The 23,181-nt window shown below is 71.9% G+C and carries 19 protein-coding genes and 1 pseudogene; 10 read left to right on the top strand and 10 right to left on the bottom strand.

Annotated elements, in window-relative coordinates; all coding sequences use genetic code 11:
* Positions 1–101: 101 nt before the first annotated feature.
* The 4 genes and pseudogenes from hcp (at position 102) to ACGFWJ_RS19805 (ending at position 3,443) form a co-directional block, all read left to right on the top strand.
* Entirely contained in the window at positions 102–1,778 is a 1,677-nt protein-coding gene (gene hcp, locus ACGFWJ_RS19790; protein ID WP_392951138.1) for a hydroxylamine reductase, read from the top strand.
* Positions 1,775–2,338 (top strand): annotated as a pseudogene (locus ACGFWJ_RS19795) (2Fe-2S iron-sulfur cluster-binding protein); the annotation flags it as partial. The gene hcp and the pseudogene ACGFWJ_RS19795, both read left to right, overlap by 4 nt.
* Positions 2,339–2,469: 131 nt before the next feature.
* Positions 2,470–2,799, top strand: a complete 330-nt coding sequence (locus ACGFWJ_RS19800; protein WP_392951141.1) for a hypothetical protein — start codon at positions 2,470–2,472, stop codon at positions 2,797–2,799.
* Positions 2,800–3,014: 215 nt separating this feature from the next.
* Positions 3,015–3,443: a hypothetical protein gene (locus ACGFWJ_RS19805; RefSeq protein WP_392951144.1), complete on the top strand. Its 429-nt coding sequence runs from the start codon at positions 3,015–3,017 to the stop codon at positions 3,441–3,443.
* A 76-nt stretch (positions 3,444–3,519) separates the two neighbouring features.
* On the opposite strand, the gene ACGFWJ_RS19810 is transcribed toward ACGFWJ_RS19805, so the two are convergent.
* The 3 genes from ACGFWJ_RS19810 to ACGFWJ_RS19820 all read right to left on the bottom strand — a co-directional run bounded on the left by ACGFWJ_RS19810 (position 3,520) and on the right by ACGFWJ_RS19820 (position 5,932).
* A complete protein-coding gene (locus ACGFWJ_RS19810) occupies positions 3,520–3,921 on the bottom strand; it encodes a hypothetical protein (RefSeq protein WP_392951147.1) in 402 nt (133 codons plus the stop codon).
* Positions 3,922–4,202: 281 nt separating this feature from the next.
* Positions 4,203–4,997: an ABC transporter permease gene (locus ACGFWJ_RS19815; protein ID WP_392951150.1), complete on the bottom strand. Its 795-nt coding sequence runs from the start codon at positions 4,995–4,997 to the stop codon at positions 4,203–4,205.
* A complete protein-coding gene (locus ACGFWJ_RS19820; RefSeq protein ID WP_392951153.1) occupies positions 4,994–5,932 on the bottom strand; it encodes an ATP-binding cassette domain-containing protein in 939 nt (312 codons plus the stop codon). The genes ACGFWJ_RS19815 and ACGFWJ_RS19820 overlap by 4 nt, the downstream gene beginning before the upstream one ends.
* Positions 5,933–6,061: 129 nt before the next feature.
* On the opposite strand from ACGFWJ_RS19820, the gene ACGFWJ_RS19825 reads away from it, so the two are divergent.
* The 3 genes from ACGFWJ_RS19825 to ACGFWJ_RS19835 all read left to right on the top strand — a co-directional run bounded on the left by ACGFWJ_RS19825 (position 6,062) and on the right by ACGFWJ_RS19835 (position 10,469).
* Positions 6,062–6,700, top strand: a complete 639-nt coding sequence (locus ACGFWJ_RS19825; RefSeq protein WP_387640842.1) for a PadR family transcriptional regulator — start codon at positions 6,062–6,064, stop codon at positions 6,698–6,700.
* Positions 6,701–6,774: 74 nt separating this feature from the next.
* Positions 6,775–9,651 carry a DEAD/DEAH box helicase gene (locus ACGFWJ_RS19830; protein ID WP_392951156.1) on the top strand — a complete coding sequence of 959 codons (2,877 nt, stop codon included), beginning with the start codon at positions 6,775–6,777 and terminating at the stop codon, positions 9,649–9,651.
* A complete protein-coding gene (locus ACGFWJ_RS19835) occupies positions 9,648–10,469 on the top strand; it encodes an SWIM zinc finger family protein (RefSeq protein WP_392951159.1) in 822 nt (273 codons plus the stop codon). Before ACGFWJ_RS19830 ends, ACGFWJ_RS19835 begins: the two co-directional genes overlap by 4 nt.
* A 47-nt stretch (positions 10,470–10,516) precedes the next feature.
* Here the strand turns inward: ACGFWJ_RS19835 and ACGFWJ_RS19840 are convergent, their stop codons facing one another.
* The 7 genes from ACGFWJ_RS19840 to ACGFWJ_RS19870 form a co-directional block, all read right to left on the bottom strand.
* Entirely contained in the window at positions 10,517–10,918 is a 402-nt protein-coding gene (locus ACGFWJ_RS19840) for a helix-turn-helix domain-containing protein (RefSeq protein WP_392951551.1), read from the bottom strand.
* A 264-nt stretch (positions 10,919–11,182) separates the two neighbouring features.
* Entirely contained in the window at positions 11,183–13,165 is a 1,983-nt protein-coding gene (locus ACGFWJ_RS19845) for a PIG-L family deacetylase (protein ID WP_392951162.1), read from the bottom strand.
* A 283-nt stretch (positions 13,166–13,448) separates the two neighbouring features.
* Positions 13,449–13,832 (bottom strand): transposase, encoded by a 384-nt coding sequence (locus tag ACGFWJ_RS19850; RefSeq protein ID WP_392951165.1) that lies wholly within the window; start codon positions 13,830–13,832, stop codon positions 13,449–13,451.
* Positions 13,829–14,350 (bottom strand): hypothetical protein, encoded by a 522-nt coding sequence (locus ACGFWJ_RS19855; protein WP_392951168.1) that lies wholly within the window; start codon positions 14,348–14,350, stop codon positions 13,829–13,831. Before ACGFWJ_RS19855 ends, ACGFWJ_RS19850 begins: the two co-directional genes overlap by 4 nt.
* 36 nt (positions 14,351–14,386) lie before the next feature.
* On the bottom strand, positions 14,387–18,469 hold the full coding sequence (locus ACGFWJ_RS19860) for an AAA domain-containing protein (RefSeq protein WP_392951171.1): 4,083 nt from the start codon (positions 18,467–18,469) through the stop codon (positions 14,387–14,389).
* A 322-nt stretch (positions 18,470–18,791) separates the two neighbouring features.
* Complete coding sequence (locus tag ACGFWJ_RS19865; RefSeq protein ID WP_387867828.1) at positions 18,792–19,007, bottom strand: DUF397 domain-containing protein; 216 nt, start codon at positions 19,005–19,007, stop codon at positions 18,792–18,794.
* Positions 18,997–19,830, bottom strand: coding sequence for a Scr1 family TA system antitoxin-like transcriptional regulator (locus ACGFWJ_RS19870; protein WP_392951175.1), 834 nt, complete (start codon positions 19,828–19,830; stop codon positions 18,997–18,999). The genes ACGFWJ_RS19865 and ACGFWJ_RS19870 overlap by 11 nt, the downstream gene beginning before the upstream one ends.
* A gap of 464 nt (positions 19,831–20,294) precedes the next feature.
* On the opposite strand from ACGFWJ_RS19870, the gene ACGFWJ_RS19875 reads away from it, so the two are divergent.
* The 3 genes from ACGFWJ_RS19875 to ACGFWJ_RS19885 all read left to right on the top strand — a co-directional run bounded on the left by ACGFWJ_RS19875 (position 20,295) and on the right by ACGFWJ_RS19885 (position 23,161).
* The gene (locus ACGFWJ_RS19875; protein ID WP_392951178.1) at positions 20,295–20,507 is read left to right on the top strand and encodes a hypothetical protein; all 213 of its coding nucleotides are present in this window, start codon (positions 20,295–20,297) and stop codon (positions 20,505–20,507) included.
* A gap of 530 nt (positions 20,508–21,037) precedes the next feature.
* Positions 21,038–22,012, top strand: coding sequence for a radical SAM protein (locus ACGFWJ_RS19880; RefSeq protein ID WP_392951181.1), 975 nt, complete (start codon positions 21,038–21,040; stop codon positions 22,010–22,012).
* Between the two features lie 12 nt (positions 22,013–22,024).
* Positions 22,025–23,161: a 50S ribosomal protein L11 methyltransferase gene (locus tag ACGFWJ_RS19885; RefSeq protein ID WP_392951184.1), complete on the top strand. Its 1,137-nt coding sequence runs from the start codon at positions 22,025–22,027 to the stop codon at positions 23,159–23,161.
* Positions 23,162–23,181: the final 20 nt, after the last annotated feature.

Consider the following 23,181-nt stretch of genomic DNA (forward strand, 5'->3'; position numbering starts at 1 on the left):
CGGGACCTGCGGCGGCGCGGGCGGGGTTCGTAGCGTGGAGGCACGACCGTGCGTGGGGTCCGTCGGCCCCGGGGCGCGAGGCAAGAGTCCAGGAGGACCGCATGTTCTGCTACCAGTGCGAGCAGACCGACCGCACCGGGACGGTTCCCGGCTGCGCGGCCGCGATCGGCAACTGCGGCAAGGACGCCGCCACGTCCGATCTGCAGGATCTGCTGATCCACGCGGCGAAGGGCATCGCCCAGTACGCCGCGGAGGCTCGCACCCTCGGAGCGGCGGACGACGAGGCGTCGCGGTTCGTGCTGTACGCGATGTTCACCACGCTCACCAACGTGAACTTCAACCCGTCGCGGTTCGGCGCGCTGATCCAGCAGGCCGTCGCCCACCGCGAACGCGCCCGCGCCGCCTACGAGGAGGCCGCCCGGGCCGCCGGACAGGAACCGCGCGAACTCACCGGCCCCGCCGCCTGGCAGCCCGCCGACGACCCGGACGCGCTGCTGCGGCAGGCCGCCGAGGTGGGCGTGGACGCCGGCCTGGCCCTGGTCGGACCGGACGTGGTCGGCCTGCGCGCGCTGCACCTGTACGCGCTGAAGGGCATCTGCGCGTACGCCCACCACGCGCACGTCCTCGGCAAGGAGAGCGCCGAGGTGTTCGGCGGCGTGGAGAGCGCCCTCGCCCACCTCGCCGGCGAACCCACCGACGTCGCCGACCTGGTGGAGCGCGCCGTCGGCCTGGGCCGGCTCAACCTGGCCACCATCGAACTGCTCGACGCCGCCAACACCGGCGCGTACGGCGCCCAGCAGCCCACCGCGGTGCGCACCACGCCCGTCGCGGGCAAGGCCATCCTGGTCAGCGGCCACGACCTGCACGACCTGGAGCAGCTGCTCAAGCAGACCGCCGACCAGGGCATCAACGTGTACACCCACGGCGAGATGCTGCCCGCGCACGCCTATCCGCTGCTGAAGGCCTATCCGCACCTGGTCGGCAACTACGGCGGCGCCTGGCAGGACCAGCAGCGCGAGTTCGCCGCGTTCCCCGGCCCGATCCTGATGACCTCCAACTGCATCATCGAACCGCACGGCAGCTACCGGCGGCGGATCTTCACCACCGGCCCCGTCGGCTGGCCCGGTGTGCGCCACCTCGCCCAGGGCGACTTCGGCCCCGTCCTGCAAGCCGCCCGCGCACTGCCCGGCTTCCCCGCCTCGCCGGAGGAGGAGCCCGAGCGGATGCTCACCGTCGGCTTCGCCGCCGACGCCGTGCTCGCCGTCGCCGACCGGGTCACCGCCGCCGTGCGCAGCGGCGCCATCCGCCACTTCTTCGTGGTAGGCGGCTGCGACGGGCCCACCCCCGGACGCGACTACTACACCGACTTCGCGGTCGGCGCGCCCGCCGACAGCGTGGTACTCACCCTCGGCTGCGCCAAGTACCGCTTCAACGGGCACGACTTCGGCGACATCGACGGCATCCCGCGGCTGCTCGACCTCGGCCAGTGCAACGACACCCACTCGGCGATCCGGATCGCCGCCGCCCTCGCCGAGGCCTTCGACTGCGAGCTCAACGACCTGCCGCTGACCCTGGTCCTCTCCTGGACCGAGCAGAAGGCCGTCGCCGTACTGCTCGCCCTGCTCGCCCTCGGCATCCGCAACATCCACCTCGGCCCGACGCTGCCCGGCTTCCTCACCCCGAACCTGGTGGACGCGCTGGTCCAGCGCTTCGACCTGCGGCTGATCGGCGACCCGGCCGCCGACCTCGCCGCCGCGCTGGAACCGGCCGCAAAATGACTGACCGTCAGATTCTAGGCCACCAAGTGGTGTTGACCACCACCGACGGCGCCCGGCTGGAGCTGAACTGCCCGCCCGGCGGCACCGTCCTGGAGGCGGCCGCCGAGGCAGGGGCCGCACTGCCCGCCTCCTGCAAGCAGGGCACCTGCGGCTCCTGCCACGCCACCGTCACCTCCGGCGAGTACGACCTCGGCCCGCACAGCGACCAGGCCCTCCCGCCCGACCAACTCGCCTGCCGCGGCGTCCTGTTGTGCCGCACCGTTCCGCGCGGGCCGCTCACCGCCGAACTCCCGTACCCGCAGTCGCGGATCCTGTACGGCGGCGTACCGGAACGGCTGGCCGAGGTCGCGTCGATCACCACCGTCGCCCGGGACACCGTCCGGCTCGAGGTCACCCTCACCGACAGCCCCGACTGCCAGTTCGACGCCGGCCAGTTCGCCGAACTCGAACTGCCCGGCACCGGCGTCAAACGCGCCTACTCGCTCGCCAACAACGGCAACTGGGAAGGCCGGATGGAGTTCTACATCCGGCTCCGCCCCGACGGCGCGTTCTCCGGACCACTCGCCGAACGCGTCCGCCCCGGCGACCCGCTGACGGTGCACGGCCCGCAAGGCGCCTTCGGCCTCCACGAGACCGGGCTGCGCCCGCGCTGGCTGCTGGCCGGCGGCACCGGCCTCGCCCCCTCCTCGCCATGGCCCGGCAGATGGCCGAGTGGCAGGACCCGCAGCCGGCCCGGCTGTTCCTCGGCGCCAACACGCCCGAGGAGCTGTTCGGGGAGGACGAGCTCAAGGCAGTGGCCGCCGAACTCCCCGCGTTCCGCCACGAGTTCTGCGTCCGCGAGCCCGACCCCACCTGGACCGGCCCGGTCGGCACCCCCGCCGACCTGCTTGCCGCCGCCCTCGCCGAACACACCGGCCCCGCCCCCGACCTCTACGCCTGCGGCCCCCCACCCATGGTCGACGCGGTCCGCCGCGCCGCCCCCGACTGCCAGGTCTTCCACGAACGCTTCCTGGCCACCTGAAAGCCCGCGGCCACCTGACGGGCCCGGCACCCACAGCCCGGGGCGTCAGGTGGCCGCAGGCACTCCAGGGCAGTCTCGTCGTCGAGGGAGCAATGCCGACGAGCGCGGGGATGGCTGCCCGGCCGGTCCGGCAGGCTGACCTGTCGTGGAATGCCGGCTCACGGCTACCGTTGGCGCGTTGAGCTGGAGCAGGTCGCAGAAGGGGGAGCCTGGCGATGGCGGAGATCGAGATTCCCGGGCCGAAACGGGAGTGGGAGCCGGCCGTTCGGGGCCCCTACCCGGGCAGGAATCCGGCGTTCCAGCAGAGCTTGCTGGTCCTCGCCTCCCGGAACTACCGGCTCGTGGCGTGCTTGCGGGTGCCGATGGAGGCAGTCGTCCAGCGCCTGCGGCTGACGCTGGAACACGGCTGGGACGACCTCGGCGAGGTGGAGGGCGCCGGCTTCGGGATCAAGGGCGTCAAGTTCATGGTCAGCCGCTTGATGTATCCCGACCAGCTTGTCGAGCTCGCGGTGGAGCGCTCGTACGAGGACGTCGACGGCGCGGTCGATCTCTTTCTGGGTGTGCTCGGCGCCGACCGCCGTGCCCTGTCCTACCTGATGGACCTGGAGACCGGCTGCCTGGAGCCGGTCGCCGGTCCTCGCTGACCGTGCCGGTGCACGTTCGGCCTGCGCGGTTGGCGGACGGCCCGGGCGTCGGGCCCGGGGCGGTCCGACTCGTGGGTCAGGGAGTGGTGCAGACAGCGAAGGCGCGGATGGACTCGGTCTGGGAGCTGGTGTTGGTGCCCGCCACGATCCAGGAGTCGCCGTTCGGGTGGGAGTCGGTGAGGAAGATGTCGATGTCGCTGGTCGCGGCGCCACCGCCGATGGGTACCTCGCCGGGCGGGCAGGTCGCGGTGGCGAATGCGTTCCCGTGGGAACCGGCCACGTCGACGAAGTCGCTGACGACCTGGTCGTACCTGGCCTGGGCCGAGCGATCCCGGGCGGCCGGGGTGTCGGGGGCGGCAATGGCGGGTTTGCCGGCGGGCTTGTCGACGGCCCCGGCGACGGCGGCGGTCGCGGCGCCTGCGGCCAGGACGCCGAGGGCGGCGAGGGCGATCAGGACGCGGGGCTTGGTGCGGGCCATGGCGGCCTCCTGAGGTTCTGGGTGGGGTGTGTCGGACGGGGCGGTCCCCGTCGAGCCCGATGCGTACCCGGAAGCCCGCCCGGCTGCGAGGACGGCCGCGGCGGTGACTCGGTCGGTGGAACACCGCTGCCTGGCCGGGCTAACAGGGCTGACGGCCAGTGGGGACAGCGGCGCGCGGTCGGCAGCCCGCGCCGCAGTAAGAGAGGCGAAGTGCGGACAGTAACGGGCCTCGTGGTATTCGGGGTACTCCGAGGGCCCGTCACTGTCCCCCTGTCGGGCAGTTACCGGTTCAGGCCCCTGAAGCGCCGCACCGCGAGCGGGAGGAACACCGCTATCAGGGCCAACGGCCAGGCCACCGCCAGCAGTTCGGCGTGGGTCGTGGCCCAGGAGCCGTCCGCCCCGGGCGGGGTGCCGAACAGGGTGCGGACTGCGGTGGCCGTGGCGGATATGGGGTTCCATTCGATGGTGGCGCCCAGCCAGGCCGGCATCGAGTCGGGGGAGGCGATGGCGTTGGAGAGGAAGCTGGCGGGCCACACCAGGATCTGTACGGCCTGCACCAGTTCGGGTTTGCCGGCGAGCATGGCCAAGTGGATGCCGATCCAGAGCATGGCGAAGCGGAGGAGCAGGAGGAGGCCCACCGCGCCCAGGGACGAGGCGGGGGTGCTGTGCGGGCGCCAGCCGATTGCGTAGCCGACGGCGAGCATGACGGTCAGGCCGAGGGCGGACTGGAGCATGTCCGCGATGCTGCGGCCGATCAGGACGGCGCCGGGCGTCATCGGCATGGAGCGGAAGCGGTCGATGATGCCCTTGCCGAGGTCCTGGGTGACGGAGAGCATGGTGGATTCGAGGCCGAAGGCCATGGTCATGGTGAGCATGCCGGGCAGCAGGTAGTTCTTGAACTCGCCCTCGACACCCCGGCCGCCGCCGATCAGGTAGTGGAACATCAGCAGCATCATCACCGGGAAGGCCAACCCGACGACCACCCGCACGGGTTGGCGTGCCCAGTGGGCGAGTTCGCGCCTGGTCATGGTCCAGGAGTCGGCGGTGGCCCAGTGGAGGTTCGTTACCGTGCTCATGCCGTCTCCGTCCTGGTCAGGTGGAGGAAGACTTCGTCGAGTGTCGGCCGCCGTACTGCGATGTCCTCGGCGACGATGCCGGCAGCTTCCAGGGCGCGCACGGCCTCGGTCAGGGCGGCCATCCGGTCGCGGACCGGGGCGCTGAGCAGGCGGCGGTCCTCGTCGACGGTGGTCTCGCCGGGCAACAGGGCGGCGGCGAGGGCGAGTTGGCCGGGGTCGCGGAGGACGACGTCGATGCGGTCGCCGCCGGTGGTGGTCTTGAGTTCGTCCGGGGTGCCCTGGGCGATGACCTTGCCGTGGTCGATCACCGCGATGCGGTCGGCGAGTTGGTCGGCCTCCTCGAGGTACTGGGTGGTCAGCAGGACGGTCGTGCCGCCGTCGACCAGGGAGCGGACCGCGTTCCACACCTCGGTGCGGCCGCGGGGGTCGAGGCCGGTCGTGGGTTCGTCGAGGAAGAGCACCTGGGGGTCGCGGATGAGGGAGGCGGCCAGGTCGAGGCGGCGTCGCATTCCGCCGCTGTAGTGCTTGATGGCCTTCGGGCCGGTGTCGGTGAGTTCGAACCGGGTGAGGAGTTCTGCCGCGCGGGCGGCGGCGCGGTGGGTGCCGAGGTGGTGGAGGCGGCCGAACATCTCCAGGTTCTGCCGGCCGCTGAGTTCCTCGTCGACGGCGGTGTGCTGGCCGAGGAGGCCGATGCGCGAGCGGACCTCGGCGGCGCGGGTCAGGGCGTCGATTCCCGCGACCTGGACCCGGCCCGTGTCGGGGCGCAGCAGGGTGGACATGATGCGGACGGCGGTGGTCTTGCCGGCGCCGTTCGGGCCGAGGATGCCCTGGACGGTGCCCCGGTGGACGGTGAGGTCGAGGCCGTCGAGAGCCTGGTTGGGTCCGTACTTCTTCCGTAGGTCCTCGACGGCGATCGCTGGGTCGTGGTCGTTCAAAGCGTTCCCCTCCAGCAAGTGATCCAGGCAGTAGTGCAGTAATCAAACTTGACTAGCCCGGGACGGTAATCTGTTGCGCGCAGCTGGTCAAATTTGATTAGTCTGGTCCCGGCGAGGAAGGAGCCACTCATGTCCGCCATCCGGCTACTGGTGCTCGGTGCGGTCCGTCAGCACGGACGGGCGCACGGCTACCAGGTGCGCAACGACCTGGAGTTCTGGGGGGCGCACGAGTGGTCGAGCGCCAAACCGGGCTCGATCTACCACGCGCTCAAGCAGATGGCGAAGCAGGGGCTGCTGGTCGCGCACGAGGTCGCGCCGAGCGCCGTCGGCGGACCGCCGCGGGTCGAGTACGAGATGACCGAGCAGGGCACCGCGGAGTACTTCGAGCTGCTGCGCGAGGCGCTGACCTCGTACGACCAGAAGCTCGACGTGCTCTCGGCCGCCATCGGATTCATCGTCGACCTGCCGCGGGACGAGGCCGTCGCGCTGCTCCGGGAGCGGATCGCGGGGCTGGAGCGGTGGCGGGCCGAGGTCACCGGGTACTACGTGCCGCAGGACGGGCCCGAACAGCTCGGCCACATCGGCGAAATCATGAACATGTGGGTGCACTCGGCCGACAGCGAAGCGGAATGGACGCACGGCCTGATCGGGCGGATCGAGGGCGGCGCGTACACCTTCGCGGGGGAGGGCGAACCGTTCGTGGGGGTGCTCGCCGAGGGCGAGCCGAACCCGTACGCGACCGGTCCGCACCCCGAGGACCCGCAGTAACCGGGCCGGGATAAGGGCCAACCGCTGTGCGGGCGGTGGAAGTTGATGTCGCAAGGAACCAGGGGGCGGAACGGATGACAGGGATGACGCGCGAGCAGGCGGAGCTGCTGGCGCAGTGCGCGGTGGCCTTCGAGCCGGGCGATCCGGCGCGCACCGGGAGGCTCGTGTACCGGTACGCCGGTGCGCGGCCGACGTTCGGAGAGCCCGGCGAGGCCGACCTGGTCACGGACGACGGCGGCGCGCTCGCGGTGCGCCGCTGCCCGGTGCTGCGCCTGACCGTCGCCGAGGCGCTGCCCGCGCTCACCCTGGCCCGCCGGCCGCACGGCGAATCCAGCACGCCCAGCGCCGCGTTCTGGGGCGCCGCCACCGCCCTCGCCCTGCACCTCGTCGCGCGCGAACGGCTGCTCCCCGGCGTGTCCGAAGCCGGCTACGACACCTGGCGGGTCGGCCCGCTCGACCCGGAGGACGTCCGGCGCCTGCGCGAACTGGCCGCGGCGGCACCGGCGGAGGCGCTCGCCGTTCCGCTGCCCGTGCCGCCCGGTGGGCCGCTGCTGCTGCCCGACATCGACGGCCTGCTGCGGTCCTTCGTCGACGCGGTCGCCGACACGCTGCCGCGCACCGCCGACGCACCCGCGCTGGCCGGCCGCCGGGCGTTCGCCGCCGTCGAACCGCAGTACGTGCCCCAACTGCGCGGCTGGGCCGAGGAGATCTCCGCCGGCCTCGACTCGGGAATCCGGCTGACGCTGCGCCTGGACGTGGTGTCCGGCGGCGGGGAGACCGGCCTGCGGGTGGTGCCGCAGGTGTCCAGCCTGGCCGATCCGACCGTCCGCGCCGACGTGCACGAGCTGTTCACCGGGGTCGGGGCGGCCGGGTTCGGGCCCCGGGCACAGGCCGACACCGTGCTCGCCCTGCGGCGGGCCGCCGACACCTGGCAGCCGCTCGCCCGCCTGCTGCCGGTGCCCTCCGCCGTGGAGTTCGCCGACCACGAGGTGCAGGAGCTGCTCGGCGACACCGCCGAGCTGCTCGGCGCCCACGGCGTCGAGGTGCAGTGGCCCGAGCACGCCGTCCGCTCCCTCACCGCCCGTGCCGTCCTCGGCGGCGAGCGGGCCGCGCCCACCGACCCGCGAGCCTTCTTCGGCGGTGACGGCACGGTCGATCTGCGCTGGCAGTTCGACCTCGACGGAGAACCCCTCACCGAGCAGGAGACGGCCGAACTCGCCACCAGCGAACGGCCGTTGGCCCTGCTGCGCGGCCAGTGCGTACTCATCGACGCCGACCTCGCCCGCAAGATCCGCGAACGCGAGCTACCGCCGCTCACCGCCGTCGAGGCACTCGCCGTCGCCCTCACCGGGTACACCGAGATCGGCGGCACGCAGGTGCGGATCGCGTCCAGCCCCTGGCTGCTCGCGCTGCGCCGACGGCTGGCCGAACCCGACGGCGGCACCGAGCCGGTCGAGCCGCCCGCCGCGCTCGCCGCCACCCTGCGCGACTACCAACTGCGCGGCCTGCGCTGGCTGGACCGCCTCACCTCGCTCGGCCTCGGCGGCTGCCTCGCCGACGACATGGGCCTCGGCAAGACCGTCCAGCTGATCTCGCTGCACCTGCTGCGCCAGCAGCACCCGGACAGCGCCGGCCCCACCCTCGTGGTCTGCCCGGCCTCCCTGCTGGGCAACTGGCAGCGCGAGGTGGAGAAGTTCGCGCCCGGCACGCCCGTCCGCCGCTACCACGGCCCCGAGCGGACGCTGGACGGCGCCGACTCGGGCTTCGTCCTGACCACCTACGGCACGATGCGCCTGGACGCCGGGCGGCTCGCCGCGCACCGCTGGAGCGCGGTCGTCGCGGACGAGGCCCAGCACGTCAAGAACCCGCACTCCGACACCGCGAAGGCGCTGCGGCTGATCCCCGGTGGCGCGCGGATCGCGCTGACGGGCACCCCGGTCGAGAACAACCTCTCCGAACTCTGGGCCGTCCTCGACTGGACCACCCCCGGACTCCTCGGCGCCCACGGCCAGTTCCGCCGGCGCTGGATCGCCGCCATCGACGCCGAACGCGCGAAGTGCCAGGCGGAGTCGGGGGAGTGCCAGGCAGAGCCGGGGGAGTACCAGGCGGAGCCGGGGGAGTACGGTCCCACCGCCGAGCGGCTGGCCGAACTGGTCCGGCCGTTCCTGCTCCGCCGCAAGAAGTCGGACCCGGGTATCGCCCCCGAACTCCCGCCGAAGACCGAGACCGACCGCCCGGTCGCCCTCACCCCCGAGCAGCGGACCCTGTACCAGACCCAGGTCCGCGAGGTCATGGCACAGATCGCGGCCACCGACGGCATCGCCCGGAGCGGACTGGTGCTCAAACTGCTCACCGGCCTGAAACAGATCTGCAACCACCCCGCGCAGTTCCTCAAGGAACCGGCCGGCACCCCACTGGCCGGCCGTTCCGGAAAGCTGGAACTGCTCGACGAACTGCTCGACACCATCATCTCCGAGGGCGGAGCAGCGCTCGTCTTCACCCAGTACGTCACCATGGCGCGGCTGCTGGAGACACACCTGCGCGAGCGCGGCGTTCCCACGCTGCTGCTGCACGGCGGCACCCCGGTGCCGCGGCGGGAGGAGATGGTCCGCCGGTTCCAGGACGGCGAGGTGCCGGTCTTCCTGCTCTCCCTCAAGGCCGCCGGCACCGGACTCAACCTCACCCGCGCCGACCACGTCGTGCACTACGACCGCTGGTGGAACCCGGCCGTGGAGGCGCAGGCCACCGACCGCGCCCACCGCATCGGGCAGACCCGCCCCGTCCAGGTCCACCGGATGATCGCCGAGGACACCGTCGAGGACCGGATCGCCGCCCTGCTCGAAGCGAAGAAGGGCCTGGCGGACGCGGTACTCGGCTCCGGGGAACAGTCGTTGACGCAGCTGACCAACGAAGAGCTGGCCGACCTGGTCGAACTGAGGAGTGCGGGATGAGCGGGAACGACACGGGCGCACGGGGCTTCCCGGCCTTCACCGCGCGCCGGGGCAGCCAGGTACGCGGCCAGTCCTGGTGGGGCCGGGCCTGGGCGGATGCGCTGGAGGACACCTCCCTCGGAGAACGCACGTTGAAGAAGGGCCGGGCCTGCGCGCGGACCGGCCGGCTCGGGCCGATCACCGTCAGCCCCGGGCGCCTCTCCACCACCGGCCACGACGGCGACACCGCGTTCACGACGGTGCTCACCCTGGAGCAACTCGACGAAGACGACTGGGAGTTGCTCTGGGAGAAGGCCGCCGACCGGCCGGACGTCATCGAGCAGCTGCTCGCCGGAGACCTGCCGCCCGACCTGCTGGAAGCCGCCGAGGACGCCCGGGTCCGGCTGCTGCCCGGCTACGGCGACCTGGAAGCGGACTGCGACTGCGACGCGTTCGACCACCCCTGCGAGCACACGGCCGCGCTCTGCTACCAGCTGTCCTGGCTGCTGGACGACGACCCGACGCTGCTGCTCCTGCTGCGCGGGCGCGGCGCGCAGCAGGTGCGGGAGGAAGTCCGGGCCGCCGTGCTGATGCAGGCGATCGTCGGCAGCCTGGGGGAGGAAGAGACGGAGGTCGAGCTGCCGGACGGTACGCCGGCCGAGGAGGTGTTCGGCCGCCGGCCGGCACCGCTGCCCGACCTGCCGCCGCTGCCCGCCCCGCCCGCCCGGCAGGACGCGGCCGACCCGCTGGAGCGGCTGGTCGCCGACGCGGCGGTGCGGGCCCGCGAACTGCTGGCGTACGCCCACGGGTTGGACGACCGGGCCGGGGCCCCCGGGTAGCCACGGCCGGGGCGCTTCAGTTGCCCACTCCAGGTCGTGGACGGCCGTCAGCCCGCCCGGCGCAGGTGGCGGGGGCCGGCCGGGCGGGGTTGCGGACAGCGTCGGCGGCGCCGACAGCACGGACCGCTCTCGCCGATCGCGTTCAACGGCAGGACCATCACGACCACTGCGGACGGCTGTTCGCCGACCTCCCCGGCGGCCGGGGTCTCGTGACGGCTCCCGTCCGGCTGATCGAGCCCGCTGCCGGGAATGGCTCGTGCGGCGCGGAGGAACCATTCCAATCGCGAGGACCCCAGGCCGAGCGCCTCCGCGAGCTGCTGGACGGAGCGGCGCTGCGGTCGGCGCACCCGGCCCCGCTCGATGTCGCTGATCGTCCTCACACTCACCCGGGAACGCCGGGCGAGTTCCTCATGTGTGAATCCCACTTCACGACGGAGCGCCCTCAGCATGCCCCCGAATGCCGAATCCCCTTGTTGTGCCTTCGACACGTCACCCCCCAGAATCTTGGTGATGTATGGGAGCGATCCCACACGGATCGGGAGCGTAGCAGCACCTAATGTCCAGGTCAGCCGCGACACGCGCCACTGGTTCAGCAAGGAACAACGGGACGTGACGGCCTCTCAGCAACGGTGAGAGCGCTCCCACCGGCGCTTCCGCGGACCCGGCCCGCCGGCCGGTCGGGAAGGTGCCCGACCGGTCGGCGGGACCGGCGGTCACAGGGGCATGGCCTGCCAGCCGCCGAGGCTGGTGGGCGTCGTGCCCGTGCGGTAGTAGACGCGGCCGTCCGTGCCGATGGCGAAGACGTACAGGACACCGGCGCCGTCGACGAGCGCGGTCGGGTAGTCGAGGACGGTGCCGCCGAGGTCCTGCCAGGCGCCGTAGCCGGCGTTCGGGGCGGTCTGGGCGGTGGTGCTCACGCCGCCGCCGCCGTTGCGTTCGAACAGGACGACCCGCCCGCCGAGGTTGGCCATCGCCGGCTCGCCCACGCCCTGGTGGCCGCCGAGGCTGGTCGGGGACTGGCTCCACGGTCCGCCGGGCTGGGTCTGGTAGCTGACGAGCATCGCGCCGGTGCCGGCCTCGCGGTAGGCGAGTTCGATGCGGCCGTCCTGGTCGAGCGCGGCCCTGGGCGGGCTGGCCGGCCGGGAGTTCGGGATCGGGCCCGGGCCGTTGAAGGCGTCGTTCGGAGCGGTCTGCCACCAGTTGACGACCCCGTCGCGGGTGCTGGCGAAGACCTCGATCCTCCCGACGCCGTTGCGGATCGCGGTGACCGGGTCCTGGATGTCGGTGCCGTGCAGGTCGTCCCAAGTGGTCGTCCAGGCGCCGTTCGGGCTGGTCTGCCGGATCGCGCTGAGGCCGCCGCCGCCGTTCTTGACGAAGAGCTCCAGCCGGCCGTCCTGGGAGGCCACCACCGCGGGCACGCCGACCTGGCCCGCGTTGCTGAGTCCGGCGTTGGGGTTGCCGAGGTCGGCCCAGCTGTCCCGCCACACGCCGTTGGGCGTGGTCTGCGGGACGGAGACGATGTGGTGGTCGGTCAGGCGGCGGGCGAAGACCTCCATCCGGCCGTCCGCGTTGGTGCCGACGGCGATGCCCGGCGCCAGCCGTCCGCCCGGGTCGGCGAACCGCGCCGGGCCGCCCCAACTGCCGTCTCCCTGGCGCCAGTACGTGTAGAGGGAGCCCGCCCGGACGACGAAGACCTGCGGCCGGCCGTCCTGGTTCAGTCCGGCCCAGGAGGTGCCCCGCGACCAGCGGTAGTACATCCGGGAGAACCAGGCGGTCTCGTAGTTCCCCGAGTGGTCGTGGCTGGCGTACTCGGAGACGAACACGCCCTTGGCGCCGACCGTCGCCGGGTCGAGGTTCACCGGGCAGTCGCTGATGTTGTAGTCCCGGTAGTTCACCTGGATCAGCGAGCCGCCGTACTGGCTCGCCGCCATGCCTGCGAACTTCGCGGCGGCGATGTGGTCCGAGTGGTCGTCCTTGTAGCGGGTGTCCGGGAGTTCGTCCTGGGCCCGGAGCACGGTCGGCCGGTACGTCACCATGATCTGCCGCAGCACCTCGACGACGTCCGCCGCCGTGTAGGCCGACGGCCCGGACAGCGGGCTGTCCTTCGGGACGACCGTGGTGTCGGTGCCGCCGTTCAGCACGTTGGCGAGCCCGGCGTCGTGCAGGTTGAGGAAGATCAGGTGAACCGACCGGTCCCTGAGCATGTACCGCTCGACCTGCTTGCCCGCGACGGTCCACGCCTCGACCACCCAGTGCCCGATCTCGTCGGTCGCCGGGTCGTTGTCGCCGACCCCGCTCATCCGGGAGTAGGCGTTGACGGCGCCCATCTGGCGGTTCCAGGTGCGCAGCGGGTCGCCGGCCGGGTCCCAGCAGCCGCCCGCGCACGGGTCGCCGGTGATGTTCCCTGCGGTGACGAACACCGTGACGGACGGCGTGCCGTTGGCGAGGGCGTTGGACAGGTCCGGGTTCATGAACAGGATGTCGTCGTCCTCGTGGGCGACGACCTGCATGAACAGCGGCCCGGAGCCGGCGGCCATCCGCGCGGCCGTACCCGTACCCATGCCCGTGCCCGTACCCATGCCCGTATCCGTGGCCGTGGCCGCGGAGGCGCGGGTCGTGTTCCCCTTGGCCAGGACGGGTGCGGCGAGGGCGGTCAGCGCGACGGAGGTGAGGAGTTGCCGTCGTCCGATTGCCATGTGATTTCCCCTCATTCGAGATTCGAGGTCGGCAGGTGATCACGCCAGGAGGAGATTGGCGGATTGCCGGGCAGGAAGTGCCCGGGACGGTATATCGCAAATCCCGTCAGGCGCGACAGTCAACTGACGTACGATCAAGCCACTCCGGCTGTTTCTCGCCGATCTTTCCTGTTCAGTGCGGCTTCTGCTGGAACTTCCCCATGGTTTCCGCCTGATGTTCCTCCTGGCGGAATGCGGGCCGAAGGTGATTGCATGGCGGATGGCGAGCGGGCTCCTGGATTTCTCAGCGCATTCCCGGCTCTCCTCCTCCGGGAAACGGAGCGCCGCCATTTTCTTCGTCACGCGAACCATGCGGGCAAAGGGTTTCTCTGCGCCCGGCGAAAGGACTCCCGCGCACGTCGCCCACCGCCCGCCGGGGGCTGCCGAGGTAGCCGCCGCCGGCCCGGACCAGCGCCAGCAGGCGGTGCGCGGCGGCGACTCGGCCGAGCAGCACCCGGGCGGCGGCGCGGTCGCCGATGTCCGCCGCGGTGACCATCACCCCCAGCAGCAGGCCGAGGGTTTCGACCATCGCGTGCCGCTTGCGGCCGTTGACCCGTTTGCCGCCGTCGAGGCCGCGGCTGTCAGGGCCGACGACGGCGTCCGCCTTGACCGACTGGGAGTCGATCACGCCCGCGCTCGGCTCCGGATCCTGCTCGGCCCGCGCACCCAGCCCGGCAACGACAGCAGCGGCCGCACCACCGCCCACTCCGCATCCGACACCTCCTCAGCCGTCGTGAACAGCTCGACGGTGGCCCTGGCCGCGAACGGCAGGCCGAACTCCGCCACCCAGGCGTCCACGGCCACGCCGACCTCGTTGCAGCGGGGATACGAGAACACGGCGGCGAGCACTGCCGCACCGAGCGGGTCCCGGCTGCCGGACCGGTGGGCGCGGGCGGCCGCGACCAGCTCCGGGTCACTGTGCTCCGAGGTGAGCGCCTGCTCCAGCCAGTCCCCCGTCTGCCGCAGCCCGTCGCGGTACGAGGTCACCGGGCTCTTCCCCGGCGCGGACGGCTTCCGGGGAATGCCGCCCCGGCGCGGGATCAGGGCCCGACGCCAGGCGTCCGGCATGACGAAGACGTCCTCGTCCTCGGGGCCGACGGCCCTGTCCGGGCCGCCCTCGACGAACTCCGAGCGCCGCACAGGCACGCCCCTCTCCTCGAACTGATGATCAAGAGGCGAACGCTAGCGAGTCCCACCGACAAGCCCCTGGCCGACTGCCCCCGAAGGCCAGGCGGTTCGGTCGCGGATGTGGTCGAACTCCTCGACCTCGCCGGACAGGACGTCGAAGTGGGGGAGTGGGGCCCACAGGGTCCGTTCCCCGATGACGTACAGGCGGTGTTTGGCGCGGCTGGCGGCAACATTGAGCAGGTGTGGGGTGCGGGCGGCCCAGCCCCGGGCGCCGGGCCGGCCGCCGCCGAGGACGAGGATGACGACGTCGGCTTCCTTGCCCTGGGCCCGGTGGACGGTGGCGCAGCGTTCGTCGAGGACCTCGAAGGTCCAGCCGGGGCGATCGCCGCAGATCTTCTTGCACTCGGAGACGAGTGAGCGGAAGGGGGCGATGATGCGCAGCCGGGTGAGATCGATGCCGTGCTGGTCCAGGCGGTCGAGGACGAACTCGAAGGCACGGCGGTCGCGTTCTCCCCAGGGGGCGTCCGGTGGCCGGGTGGGGTCGTCGGTGTTGAGCCAGCGGCTCGGCAGCAGGCCGTCGCGTTCCTCGTCGGGGAAGGCCTTGGGTGGCGTGCCGTAGACCATGAGGCCGCCATAGGCGACCTCGTTGCTGATGGTGAACATCGGCTCCCCGCAACGGCGGTGGACGCGCAAGGGTGAGCCGACCCAGACGTGTTCGTCGTCGCCGTCAGGAGCGGGCAGGTAGGTGCCGTAACGGTTGGTCCGGTCGGCGACGGCCTGGGCGGAGGTGGCCGAGGGCAGCCACTGGTCGTCGACGCCGTAGGCACCGAGCAGCCGGCGTTGCAGGACGGTGGGCATGGTGACGACGGGTTCGAGCTGGAGGGGGTCGCCGACGAGGACAGCGCGGCGGGCGCGCCACAGGGCACCGACGGCGGCCTGCGGGGTGGCCTGGCCGGCTTCGTCGACGAGGACCCAGCCGATGGTGCCCTGGCCGAGACGGGCGAACATGCTGCCGATCGAGGAGAAGGTGGTGGAGACGACCGGGATCAGGAGGAAGAGGGTCTGCCAGGCGCGCTCGACCTCCTCGTCGGGGATCGGCCCGTTGGTGTTCGTCATCAGCTCCATGAGGACCTGGAGGTTCCCGTGGACCTGCTTGGCTGCCCCGGCGACGAGGGCGCGGTGCAGGTCGAGGGCACGCAGGAACAGGTCACTGCGGGCGATCGACCAGGCCTCGTCGGACCACGGCGAGCCGAGTTCCTGCTCGCGCTCGTCGAGGTGGAGCCAGCCGAGCGGCAGGGAGGGCAAGGTCGACGCGGCGCCCCGCAGTTGGCGGTGGCGGACGCTGAGGTCGGCGACGGCGGCGTCCAGGTCGCGCCGGGCCGCCGTCGCGGCGGTGCGGGCGCCCGCGAGGTCGGTGGTGGCCGCGTTCTCCCGGGCGAGGGCGGCCTGCTCGCGGGTCTGTGCGTTGGCGAGTGCGGTCGCGGCGTCGGCGACCACGCGGTCGGCGTCGGCGTGCAGGCCGGCGGCCAGGGCTTCGGAGCGGACGGCGTCGGCGACCTGCTCCACGGCGTCGTCGAGGGCGCGGCGCTGCTGGACGAGCAGGTCCAGGATCTCGGCCTGGGTGCGGTCGCGATGCTGCTCGGCGGCCTGCCGGTCGGCGGTGCTCTGCAGCAGTCGGCGCAGTCCGCCGCGCACACCGCGTTCGACGGTCGGGGGAGCGTCGTAGCGGGTGGTCAGCGCGTCCATGTACTCGCGGTGGTGCGCGGCCCGTTCCCGCGCGCCGGACAGCCGTGCGCGGGCGGCTGCCAGCTCCTGGCGGGCTGCGGGTACCAGTCCGCCGGCCGCGCGGAGCTCGGCCTCGGCCGTCGCGGTGGCGGCACGGGCGGAGGCGACGGCGGCGTTGGCCGCAGCCAGGCGGGTCACGGAGGTGGCCACCCGTTCGTCGGCCGGCGCGATCGCGGCGTCCAGATCCGTGATCCGCTGCCGGGCGCGCGGGGATTCGACGGCCTCCAACTCGGTGGCCAGGCGGGTTCGTTGACCGCGCAGGCGCTCCACCTCGGCCTCGGCCGCGCGGAACGCGGCGACGGCCTCGCTCCACGACGGCACGGGCCGGGCCGGGGCCGCGGTCGAGGCTGCAGTCGGGGCCGGGGCCGGGGCCGGGGCCGGGGCCATGGTCGGGGCCGGGGCCATGGTCGGGGCCGCGGTCGCGGCAGCGCCGGTCCCAGCGGCCGGGCGCTGTCCGGGGGTTGGCGAGTTCGGCGGGATCCAGCTGCTGAGGATCGCCTTCATGCCGCTGAGCGGCGGCAGGCCGGCAGCGGTGCGGGCATCGGATTCGTTCTCCGGCAGGCGGCCCCACCAGAACCGCTCGCCGAACTCCTTGCGATTGGTCTTGTTGCCGAGCACGGCTGCCACCAGGCCCCATGCCGGAGCGCCGCGGAGGAGTGCCGAGGCGAGATCGGAGAAGTGGTCCGGGCCGCCCCGCCAGGGCTCGGCGAGCGCGTCCAGCCCTGGCAATTCCGCAGTGATGTTCTCCACCGCGCCGTTGTTGGAAGAGGTGACCACGATCTCGAACCCGGTCAGCCGCGGGTCCAGCCGGGCGACGTAACGCCGGTGCTTGCCCTGCCGGTCCAGGCCCCGCCAGGTACGGCCGGTGAATGCCTGCCCGGGTCGGTCGAAGCCGGCCATCACCGTTGCACGCTCGACCACCAGGGCGGCCACCAGGTCGCGCAGCATCGTGGTCTTGCCGGTGCCCGGCGGACCGTTCACCGAGAACAGCCCGCCCTCGGTGCCGTCGCGGTCGGCGAGCATCCGGTCCACGGCGAACTGCTGGCTCAACGCGAGGGGGAAACGAGCCGGTGAGGGCCACCGCCCGGCCGGAACCAGAGCCGGAGCCACCCCGGCCAGGACGGCCTCGCGCACCTGCCGTACATCGGTGCGCGCCGCCATGTCCACCGAACCCTGTTCGGTCAGGTAGGCGTCCAGCGCAGGCCCGAGCCCTTGGCCGGCCGCCGCGCGCACCCGGGCCAGGTCGGGCGGAAGAAGGCTGTTCAGGAACGGCGCGGCGGCGGCGACCTTTGCCCGAGGATCACGCGGACGGTGGACCAGCCGGCTGCGCACGCGGATCACCCGCGGACGCAGGTGTGCTTCCACCCCGCACAGGTCCGCGATCTGCGCGGTCAGTGCCACCAGGTCGGCAAGACCCACAGGCCTGGGACCCGGGGCATCCTCCCCGGCCGGCGGGCCAGGGGCGGGTGCCGCAGGGTCGGGTGCCGCAGGCACGACGGAGGAGCCGCGCTCGGTCTGGCCCGGTCGGCCGTCGTCCGTGCACTCCGGGGCGACACGGCGGGCAGCAGCCCAGTCGGCGGCGCGCCGTACCAGCGGCTCGGTCGCGCCCTTCAGCGCGGCGCCGGCGACCTCGCCGAACAGTGCCCCCACCGCGCCCACGGCGGCGCCACCCAGGATCTCGGCCAGCAACTCCCGCCATCCGGAGGCCGTCGACGCCGGTGCGGGAGCCGCCGGGGCTTGCGGGTCGGGCTGGTGCTCAGGCACCGGTCCGGAGCCCGAGGTGTAGGGAACGGGGATGGCGGCCAGCGCGTCGATCGCGTTGCCGAAGGCGTCATTCAGCTCCTCGAAGCCGTCCAGCCACCCCGGCACGGACGGTCCGGGATCGAAGAGTCGACCGGTCGCCCACGCGCACGCGGAGATCACCGACGTGTCCTCGATCGGCCGGCCCTCGTCGTCCAGGACCAACGCGAACATCGCACTCTGCCCCGGCAACACCAGCTCGGCCTGCGGTACCCCGGGATCCGGGTCGGTTCCTTCGGGCAGCATCGCGATCATTGCCTGGCGCAGCAGCTCCAGGTCGAAGACGCCCCCGTACACCTCGTGGCGCCACATCTTGCCGTACGGGGCCCGGCGCTTGGCGGTGTCCGGGTGCTGCGGATCCCACGGCAACGGCAGCCGTTCCCGGCCCGGTTGGGGATCCGTGTCGACGACGTATTCGTCCGCGGGCCCCGAGCGTGCGGCGCGGCGCCGGCGCGGCAGCGCAGGGATGGCCGGCGGGCTGAACAGCTCGATCGCGCGCCAGCACTCCAGCAGGGCCTCCCGGCGACGGTCCTGCGCGTGTCCGCTCCGCACCCACTGCCCCCGCGTTGAACGTGCGGCACGTGGCCGCCCCTGTGTCGATCAGCTGCCTGCCGAATCTACCGGACGGTCACTGTACGGATCGTCGCGCGTGGGGCCTTGGCCCACCGCGTGAGACCCTGCTCTCGTCGCAGGCCGCGCCTCTGCCTGCCAAGATCTTCAACAGCGTGGCGGCCGAGCTGGCCGGCCGGATCGCGGCCGTTCCCGTCAACCCGCCCGTGCGGGTGCGGAGTTCGGCGCGAGCGGGTAAGTGCTTCCTGACACGATGAGACCCCACTACTCGGGTGGGTAGTGGGGTCTCCAGAGCGGTCCGCGGTCAGACGTCGCCGAACTCGCCGGCCACAGTGGCAGTTACGAAGGCCGCCCAGGCGGCGGGGGCGAACTCCAGGTGCGGTCCGCTCGGGTCCTTGGAGTCCCGGACATGGCCCGGGTGCAGGTCGTCCACCTCGATGCACTGGCCGCCGTCGGAATTGCTGTAGCTGCTCTTACGCCAGCGGCGTTCAGCAGGTGACTTGGGGTCGTCATGGGCCATCGGGGGCTCGTCCTTCCAGCGCAGCTCTGATCAGTCGCTCGGACTCGGCCATGGACAGCGCCTGAGCCCTCAGCAGATCGTAGAGTGCCCTGCGCTCTGCAACCTCATGGCTTTCCACGAAGAGCGTTCCGGTCCGCGTGCTCTCCTCGTACGCAACCTGCTGGCCGTCCTCCAGCTCAAGGATGGACATGGATGAGGTCTCGGAGTGGATGCCGGCGGCGAAGGGGAGCACCTGCACCACGACGTTCGGAAGCCGCATTGCCGCGAGCATTGTGTGCAGCTGCTCCGCCATCTCGGCCGGGGTGCCGACCTGGCGACGGATCGCGGCTTCGTCGAGGATGAACCAGTACCGGCACTCTGTGCTCTCCCGCATGCGGATCTGCCTCCCGATCCGCGCGCGTACCCGCTGCTCAACCTCTTCTTCCGGACCGTAGGGGATGCCGGAGCGGAGGATGTGCCGGGCGCACGCTTCGGTTTGGAGCAGGCCGTGAATACCAGGGCTGTAGGACTCGTCCACCGTGGCCCTGTCGGCAAGAGTCAGGATCTCGCGGTACTTCGCAGGGTGGTCTTCCTGGCGGGCCAGCGGCAGCAGGCGTACAAAGTGACCGCCTGTCTCGAATGCCCTGTCCAGCTCTTCGGACAGGCCCTCCGGGACGCGGTGATCCCCGCTCTCCACCCGGGACAGGGAGGCGGGGGAGGAGTGCGCCTCAGCTGCCAGACGAGCGAGGGACCAACGACGTTCCTCCCGAAGCCTCAAGACCTCGGACCCGTAGAAGTGGCGCGCACTCCGAGTCGGATCAGGTCGCTGCTTCTGAAAGGCCATGGCCGCTCCCTCTCCCCTTCATGTTCCACACGTTCCACGCGCCGGGGCCCAGAGCCCCAGTGCGTTCCGAGACCCGGTTGGAACGTGCCGCGCCTGTTCAGGGTAGCGCCGAACCGCGACGCTTGATGCACAGACGGTGACCATCGCGGAGTGCAATCGCAGTACGGAGCAACAGTCATGACGTTCAGTCAGTCCAGCCCCGATCCCTTGGGTCCGCCGCTCTCGGAACTCCCTGACGGCTTGGCCAAGGGCACCCTCGTGCAGGACCCCGACGGCCGAATCGGCGAGTACGCCGGCCAACTTGACGGTGAGGTCTGGCTGCGCCCGCCGCGTGGCGGCCGGGAGTGGTCCGCCGATCCCGCGAGGTGCAGGCTGGCCGGGCAGCCGGCGGCGTCGGGATTGGGTCAGCAACTCCGGGCCCGGTCGCTCGGCAGCCGGATCAACGCGGCGGGGCGGGAAGCGTCGTGACTGCCAAGTGGGAGAGGTACGTCCTCCCCCCGAACTACGACCCGCTGTCCGACTACAGCCCCGAGAAGGCGGCCAAGGCAGCTCCGGTCGGGATGCGGGCCGGGTGGAGGCCGCTGGGCTGCTGCGACAGCTGTGACAGGAAAGCGATGGCGTCGGTCCGCCCGATCCTGGCCGCGCAGCTGTCCGCCGAACCGGAAGGTACGACGTGAACCCCGCAACAACCGGCCGCGCACTCGCAGATCGGGCTGTGACGGTCGCGGTGAGCGCCGGCCCCGCTGTGCCGGCTGCGCTGCTCTTCCTGGTGGACAGCGACCCTGACCGTCGGTGGGTGTGGGCGTGCAGCGGCATCGCGCTCGCCATGATCGGCGGCGCGTATGGCTCTGACTGGCTTGCTCGGTGGCGTCGAAGGCGGGGCTGCGTCCGTACTCGTAGCGCCTGCCGGCACGGGTCGGCACTGTGCCGGGACGCGATCCGCGGCCGGGTGGGCCTGTGAGTACGACGACGCTCCCGGATTCCGTCAGCGGCGCGAAGTGGGTGGGCGGTGCACCTTGTGGGTCCGCCGCCCCCGTTCGTTGACCTGAGCGCGTAGTCACACACCACAGACTCCGCCCGGTTGAGCCGGGCGGCGCCGATCCGGCCGTCGGACAGCCCGGATCGGCAGTACCCCGCCCCGGTGGTTGATGGGCAGTCAGTTGCCGGGGCGGGGCTTTCCCACACACAACCGCGAAGGAGGTCCCCCGTGACCGCGATCATGGAACGTCCCCAGAGCATGGCGCTCATCGTGCCCGAGTCGGTGGAGCTGGAGCTGACCAACAAGTGTCAGCTGAACTGTGGCCACTGCTTCAACGACTCCGGCCCGCACCAGTCGCACGGCACGATGACGCTCGACGACTGGATGAAGGTGGTCGCCGAGTGCGCCGAACTCGGAGTAACGGTAGTTCAGTTGATCGGTGGAGAGCCCACCGCCTTCCCCGGGTGGCGAGACCTTGTGGACCACGCGCTGAGCCTGGGCCTGGAAGTGGAGGTTTTCTCCAACCTCTACCACCTCACCGAAACAGCGTGGGAGACCGTCACCCGTCCTGGCGTTCGGCTGGCCACCTCGTACTACTCCATCAACGCCGGGGAGCACGACCGGGTGACCCGCCTTCCCGGGAGCCACAGGCGGACCAGGGCCAACATCGTCACGGCGTTGAACCGCGGAATCCCACTCCGGGTCGGCATCGTCCGCTGCCACGACGAGCAGTTCGTGGAGCAGGCTCGCCAGGAGTTGCTTGCGCTGGGCGTTCACCACATCACCGTGGACGACGCACGTGGGATCGGCCGGGCCGGCAACGGGCAGGCGCCGACCATGGACGCGCTGTGCGGCAACTGCGCGCGTGGCCGGGTGGCCATCCTCCCCGACGGGACCGTTGCCCCGTGCGTCATCGGCCGGTGGCTGGGAAAGGAGAACGTCAAGGACGCGGGCGGGCTCCGACGCATCCTCAGCGGCCCGGCGTGGGCGCAGATCGCTGCCGGCATCCCGCCGAAGCGCAGCACCGTCACGGGAGCCTGCACGCCGAACGACAGCAACGACTGCGACCCGTCCAACACGCCCGCCTGCGCCCCGAAGTACGACGTCGCACCGGGGCCGACGACGCTGAGCCACTGCCCGCCGAACGACAGCCAGTCCTGTGCCCCGACCGAGCCGGCGTGCAACCCTCAGTTCGGTCTGTAGAAGGGGCACTTGATGAGCTGGACGAAATACGCGCAGGAACTGGCCGAGCAGACAACCGACCCCGACTCCCGCTGGCGACGGCCGGTGTCGGAGGTGCCCCGGCATCTGCTGATGCCGCGATGGTGGGAGCCGGTCGAAGCGGGTGGCTGGGGACTCCAGGTTGGCGCGCAGGACCCGGAGTTGTGGTTCCGGCGGGCGTACGGCAGTACCTCCGTCGTTACCAGTGTGGGTGGACTCCACGCGGACCATGCGGCGCCGGACGACGTTCCGACGGGCCGCGCGACGAGTTCTGCCACGCTCACGGAGCTGGTCGTCAAGATGCTGAGGCACGCCCGGATCAACGCCGAACACGACCTGCTCGACATCGGCACCGGGGCAGGCGGGTTGACCGCGATTGCCTGTCGGAGGCTGGGCGCCGAGCACGTGACGAGCGTGGACGTGGACGAGTACCTGACCCGTGCGGCGACGGACCGTCTCGCCGCGATGGGGTTGGCACCGGAGTTCCTCACGCTGGACGCCACAGGGCCCATTCCCGGGAGTTACGACCGGATCGTCGCCACGGTGGCCGCACGCCCCGTACCGGTCTCGTGGCTCAAGGCGCTCCGCCGTGGCGGGCGGCTCGTCACCACCATCGCCGACACCGCCCTGATCCTGACCGCGTGGAAGGACCCGGACGGCGGAGCCACCGGCCATGTCCAACGGGACTGGGCCGGGTTCATGGTCACTCGTCACGGTCCGAACTACCCCGCCGGTCCGGACCACCTGTTCAAGATCGCTCGGGAGTCCGAGGGTGAAGAGGTACGAACGTACCGATACCCGGTGGCGGACATCCGTGAGCACTGGGAAACGTGGTCAATGCTCACGATCACGGTGCCGGGCATCGAGATCGACTTCGAAGAGCGACCGGGTATGCGTGTGGCCCACCTCGTGCACCCTGACGGGTCGTGGGCACGGGCAGAGGCGGAGCGCTACGAGCCGCCGACCGTCCACCAGAGCGGCCCGCGCCGGCTGTGGAACGACTTGGAGCGGATCAGGAACTGGCGCGAAGTCGAGGGCGGGTTGCCGCTGTTCGGCTGCACGGCACGCATCGACCCCGACGGCGTGATCCACCTGTCACGGGGCCGCTGGTCGGAGACGATCGGCGGCTGAGCCGCCCTGAGCGTCCGCCG

The sequence above is a fragment of the Kitasatospora sp. NPDC048407 genome, assembly GCF_043200475.1.
Classification (GTDB): domain Bacteria; phylum Actinomycetota; class Actinomycetes; order Streptomycetales; family Streptomycetaceae; genus Kitasatospora.

What these genes read in the sequence shown, in the direction of transcription:
- hcp (WP_392951138.1), top strand. Translation starts at nt 102, where the DNA reads ATGTTCTGCTACCAGTGCGAGCAGACCGACCGCACCGGGACGGTTCCC.
- ACGFWJ_RS19800 (WP_392951141.1), top strand. Translation starts at nt 2,470, where the DNA reads ATGGCCCGGCAGATGGCCGAGTGGCAGGACCCGCAGCCGGCCCGGCTG.
- ACGFWJ_RS19805 (WP_392951144.1), top strand. Translation starts at nt 3,015, where the DNA reads ATGGCGGAGATCGAGATTCCCGGGCCGAAACGGGAGTGGGAGCCGGCC.
- ACGFWJ_RS19810 (WP_392951147.1), bottom strand. Translation starts at nt 3,921, where the DNA reads ATGGCCCGCACCAAGCCCCGCGTCCTGATCGCCCTCGCCGCCCTCGGC.
- ACGFWJ_RS19815 (WP_392951150.1), bottom strand. Translation starts at nt 4,997, where the DNA reads ATGAGCACGGTAACGAACCTCCACTGGGCCACCGCCGACTCCTGGACC.
- ACGFWJ_RS19825 (WP_387640842.1), top strand. Translation starts at nt 6,062, where the DNA reads ATGTCCGCCATCCGGCTACTGGTGCTCGGTGCGGTCCGTCAGCACGGA.
- ACGFWJ_RS19830 (WP_392951156.1), top strand. Translation starts at nt 6,775, where the DNA reads ATGACAGGGATGACGCGCGAGCAGGCGGAGCTGCTGGCGCAGTGCGCG.
- ACGFWJ_RS19835 (WP_392951159.1), top strand. Translation starts at nt 9,648, where the DNA reads ATGAGCGGGAACGACACGGGCGCACGGGGCTTCCCGGCCTTCACCGCG.
- ACGFWJ_RS19840 (WP_392951551.1), bottom strand. Translation starts at nt 10,918, where the DNA reads ATGCTGAGGGCGCTCCGTCGTGAAGTGGGATTCACACATGAGGAACTC.
- ACGFWJ_RS19845 (WP_392951162.1), bottom strand. Translation starts at nt 13,165, where the DNA reads ATGGCAATCGGACGACGGCAACTCCTCACCTCCGTCGCGCTGACCGCC.
- ACGFWJ_RS19865 (WP_387867828.1), bottom strand. Translation starts at nt 19,007, where the DNA reads ATGGCCCATGACGACCCCAAGTCACCTGCTGAACGCCGCTGGCGTAAG.
- ACGFWJ_RS19870 (WP_392951175.1), bottom strand. Translation starts at nt 19,830, where the DNA reads ATGGCCTTTCAGAAGCAGCGACCTGATCCGACTCGGAGTGCGCGCCAC.
- ACGFWJ_RS19885 (WP_392951184.1), top strand. Translation starts at nt 22,025, where the DNA reads ATGAGCTGGACGAAATACGCGCAGGAACTGGCCGAGCAGACAACCGAC.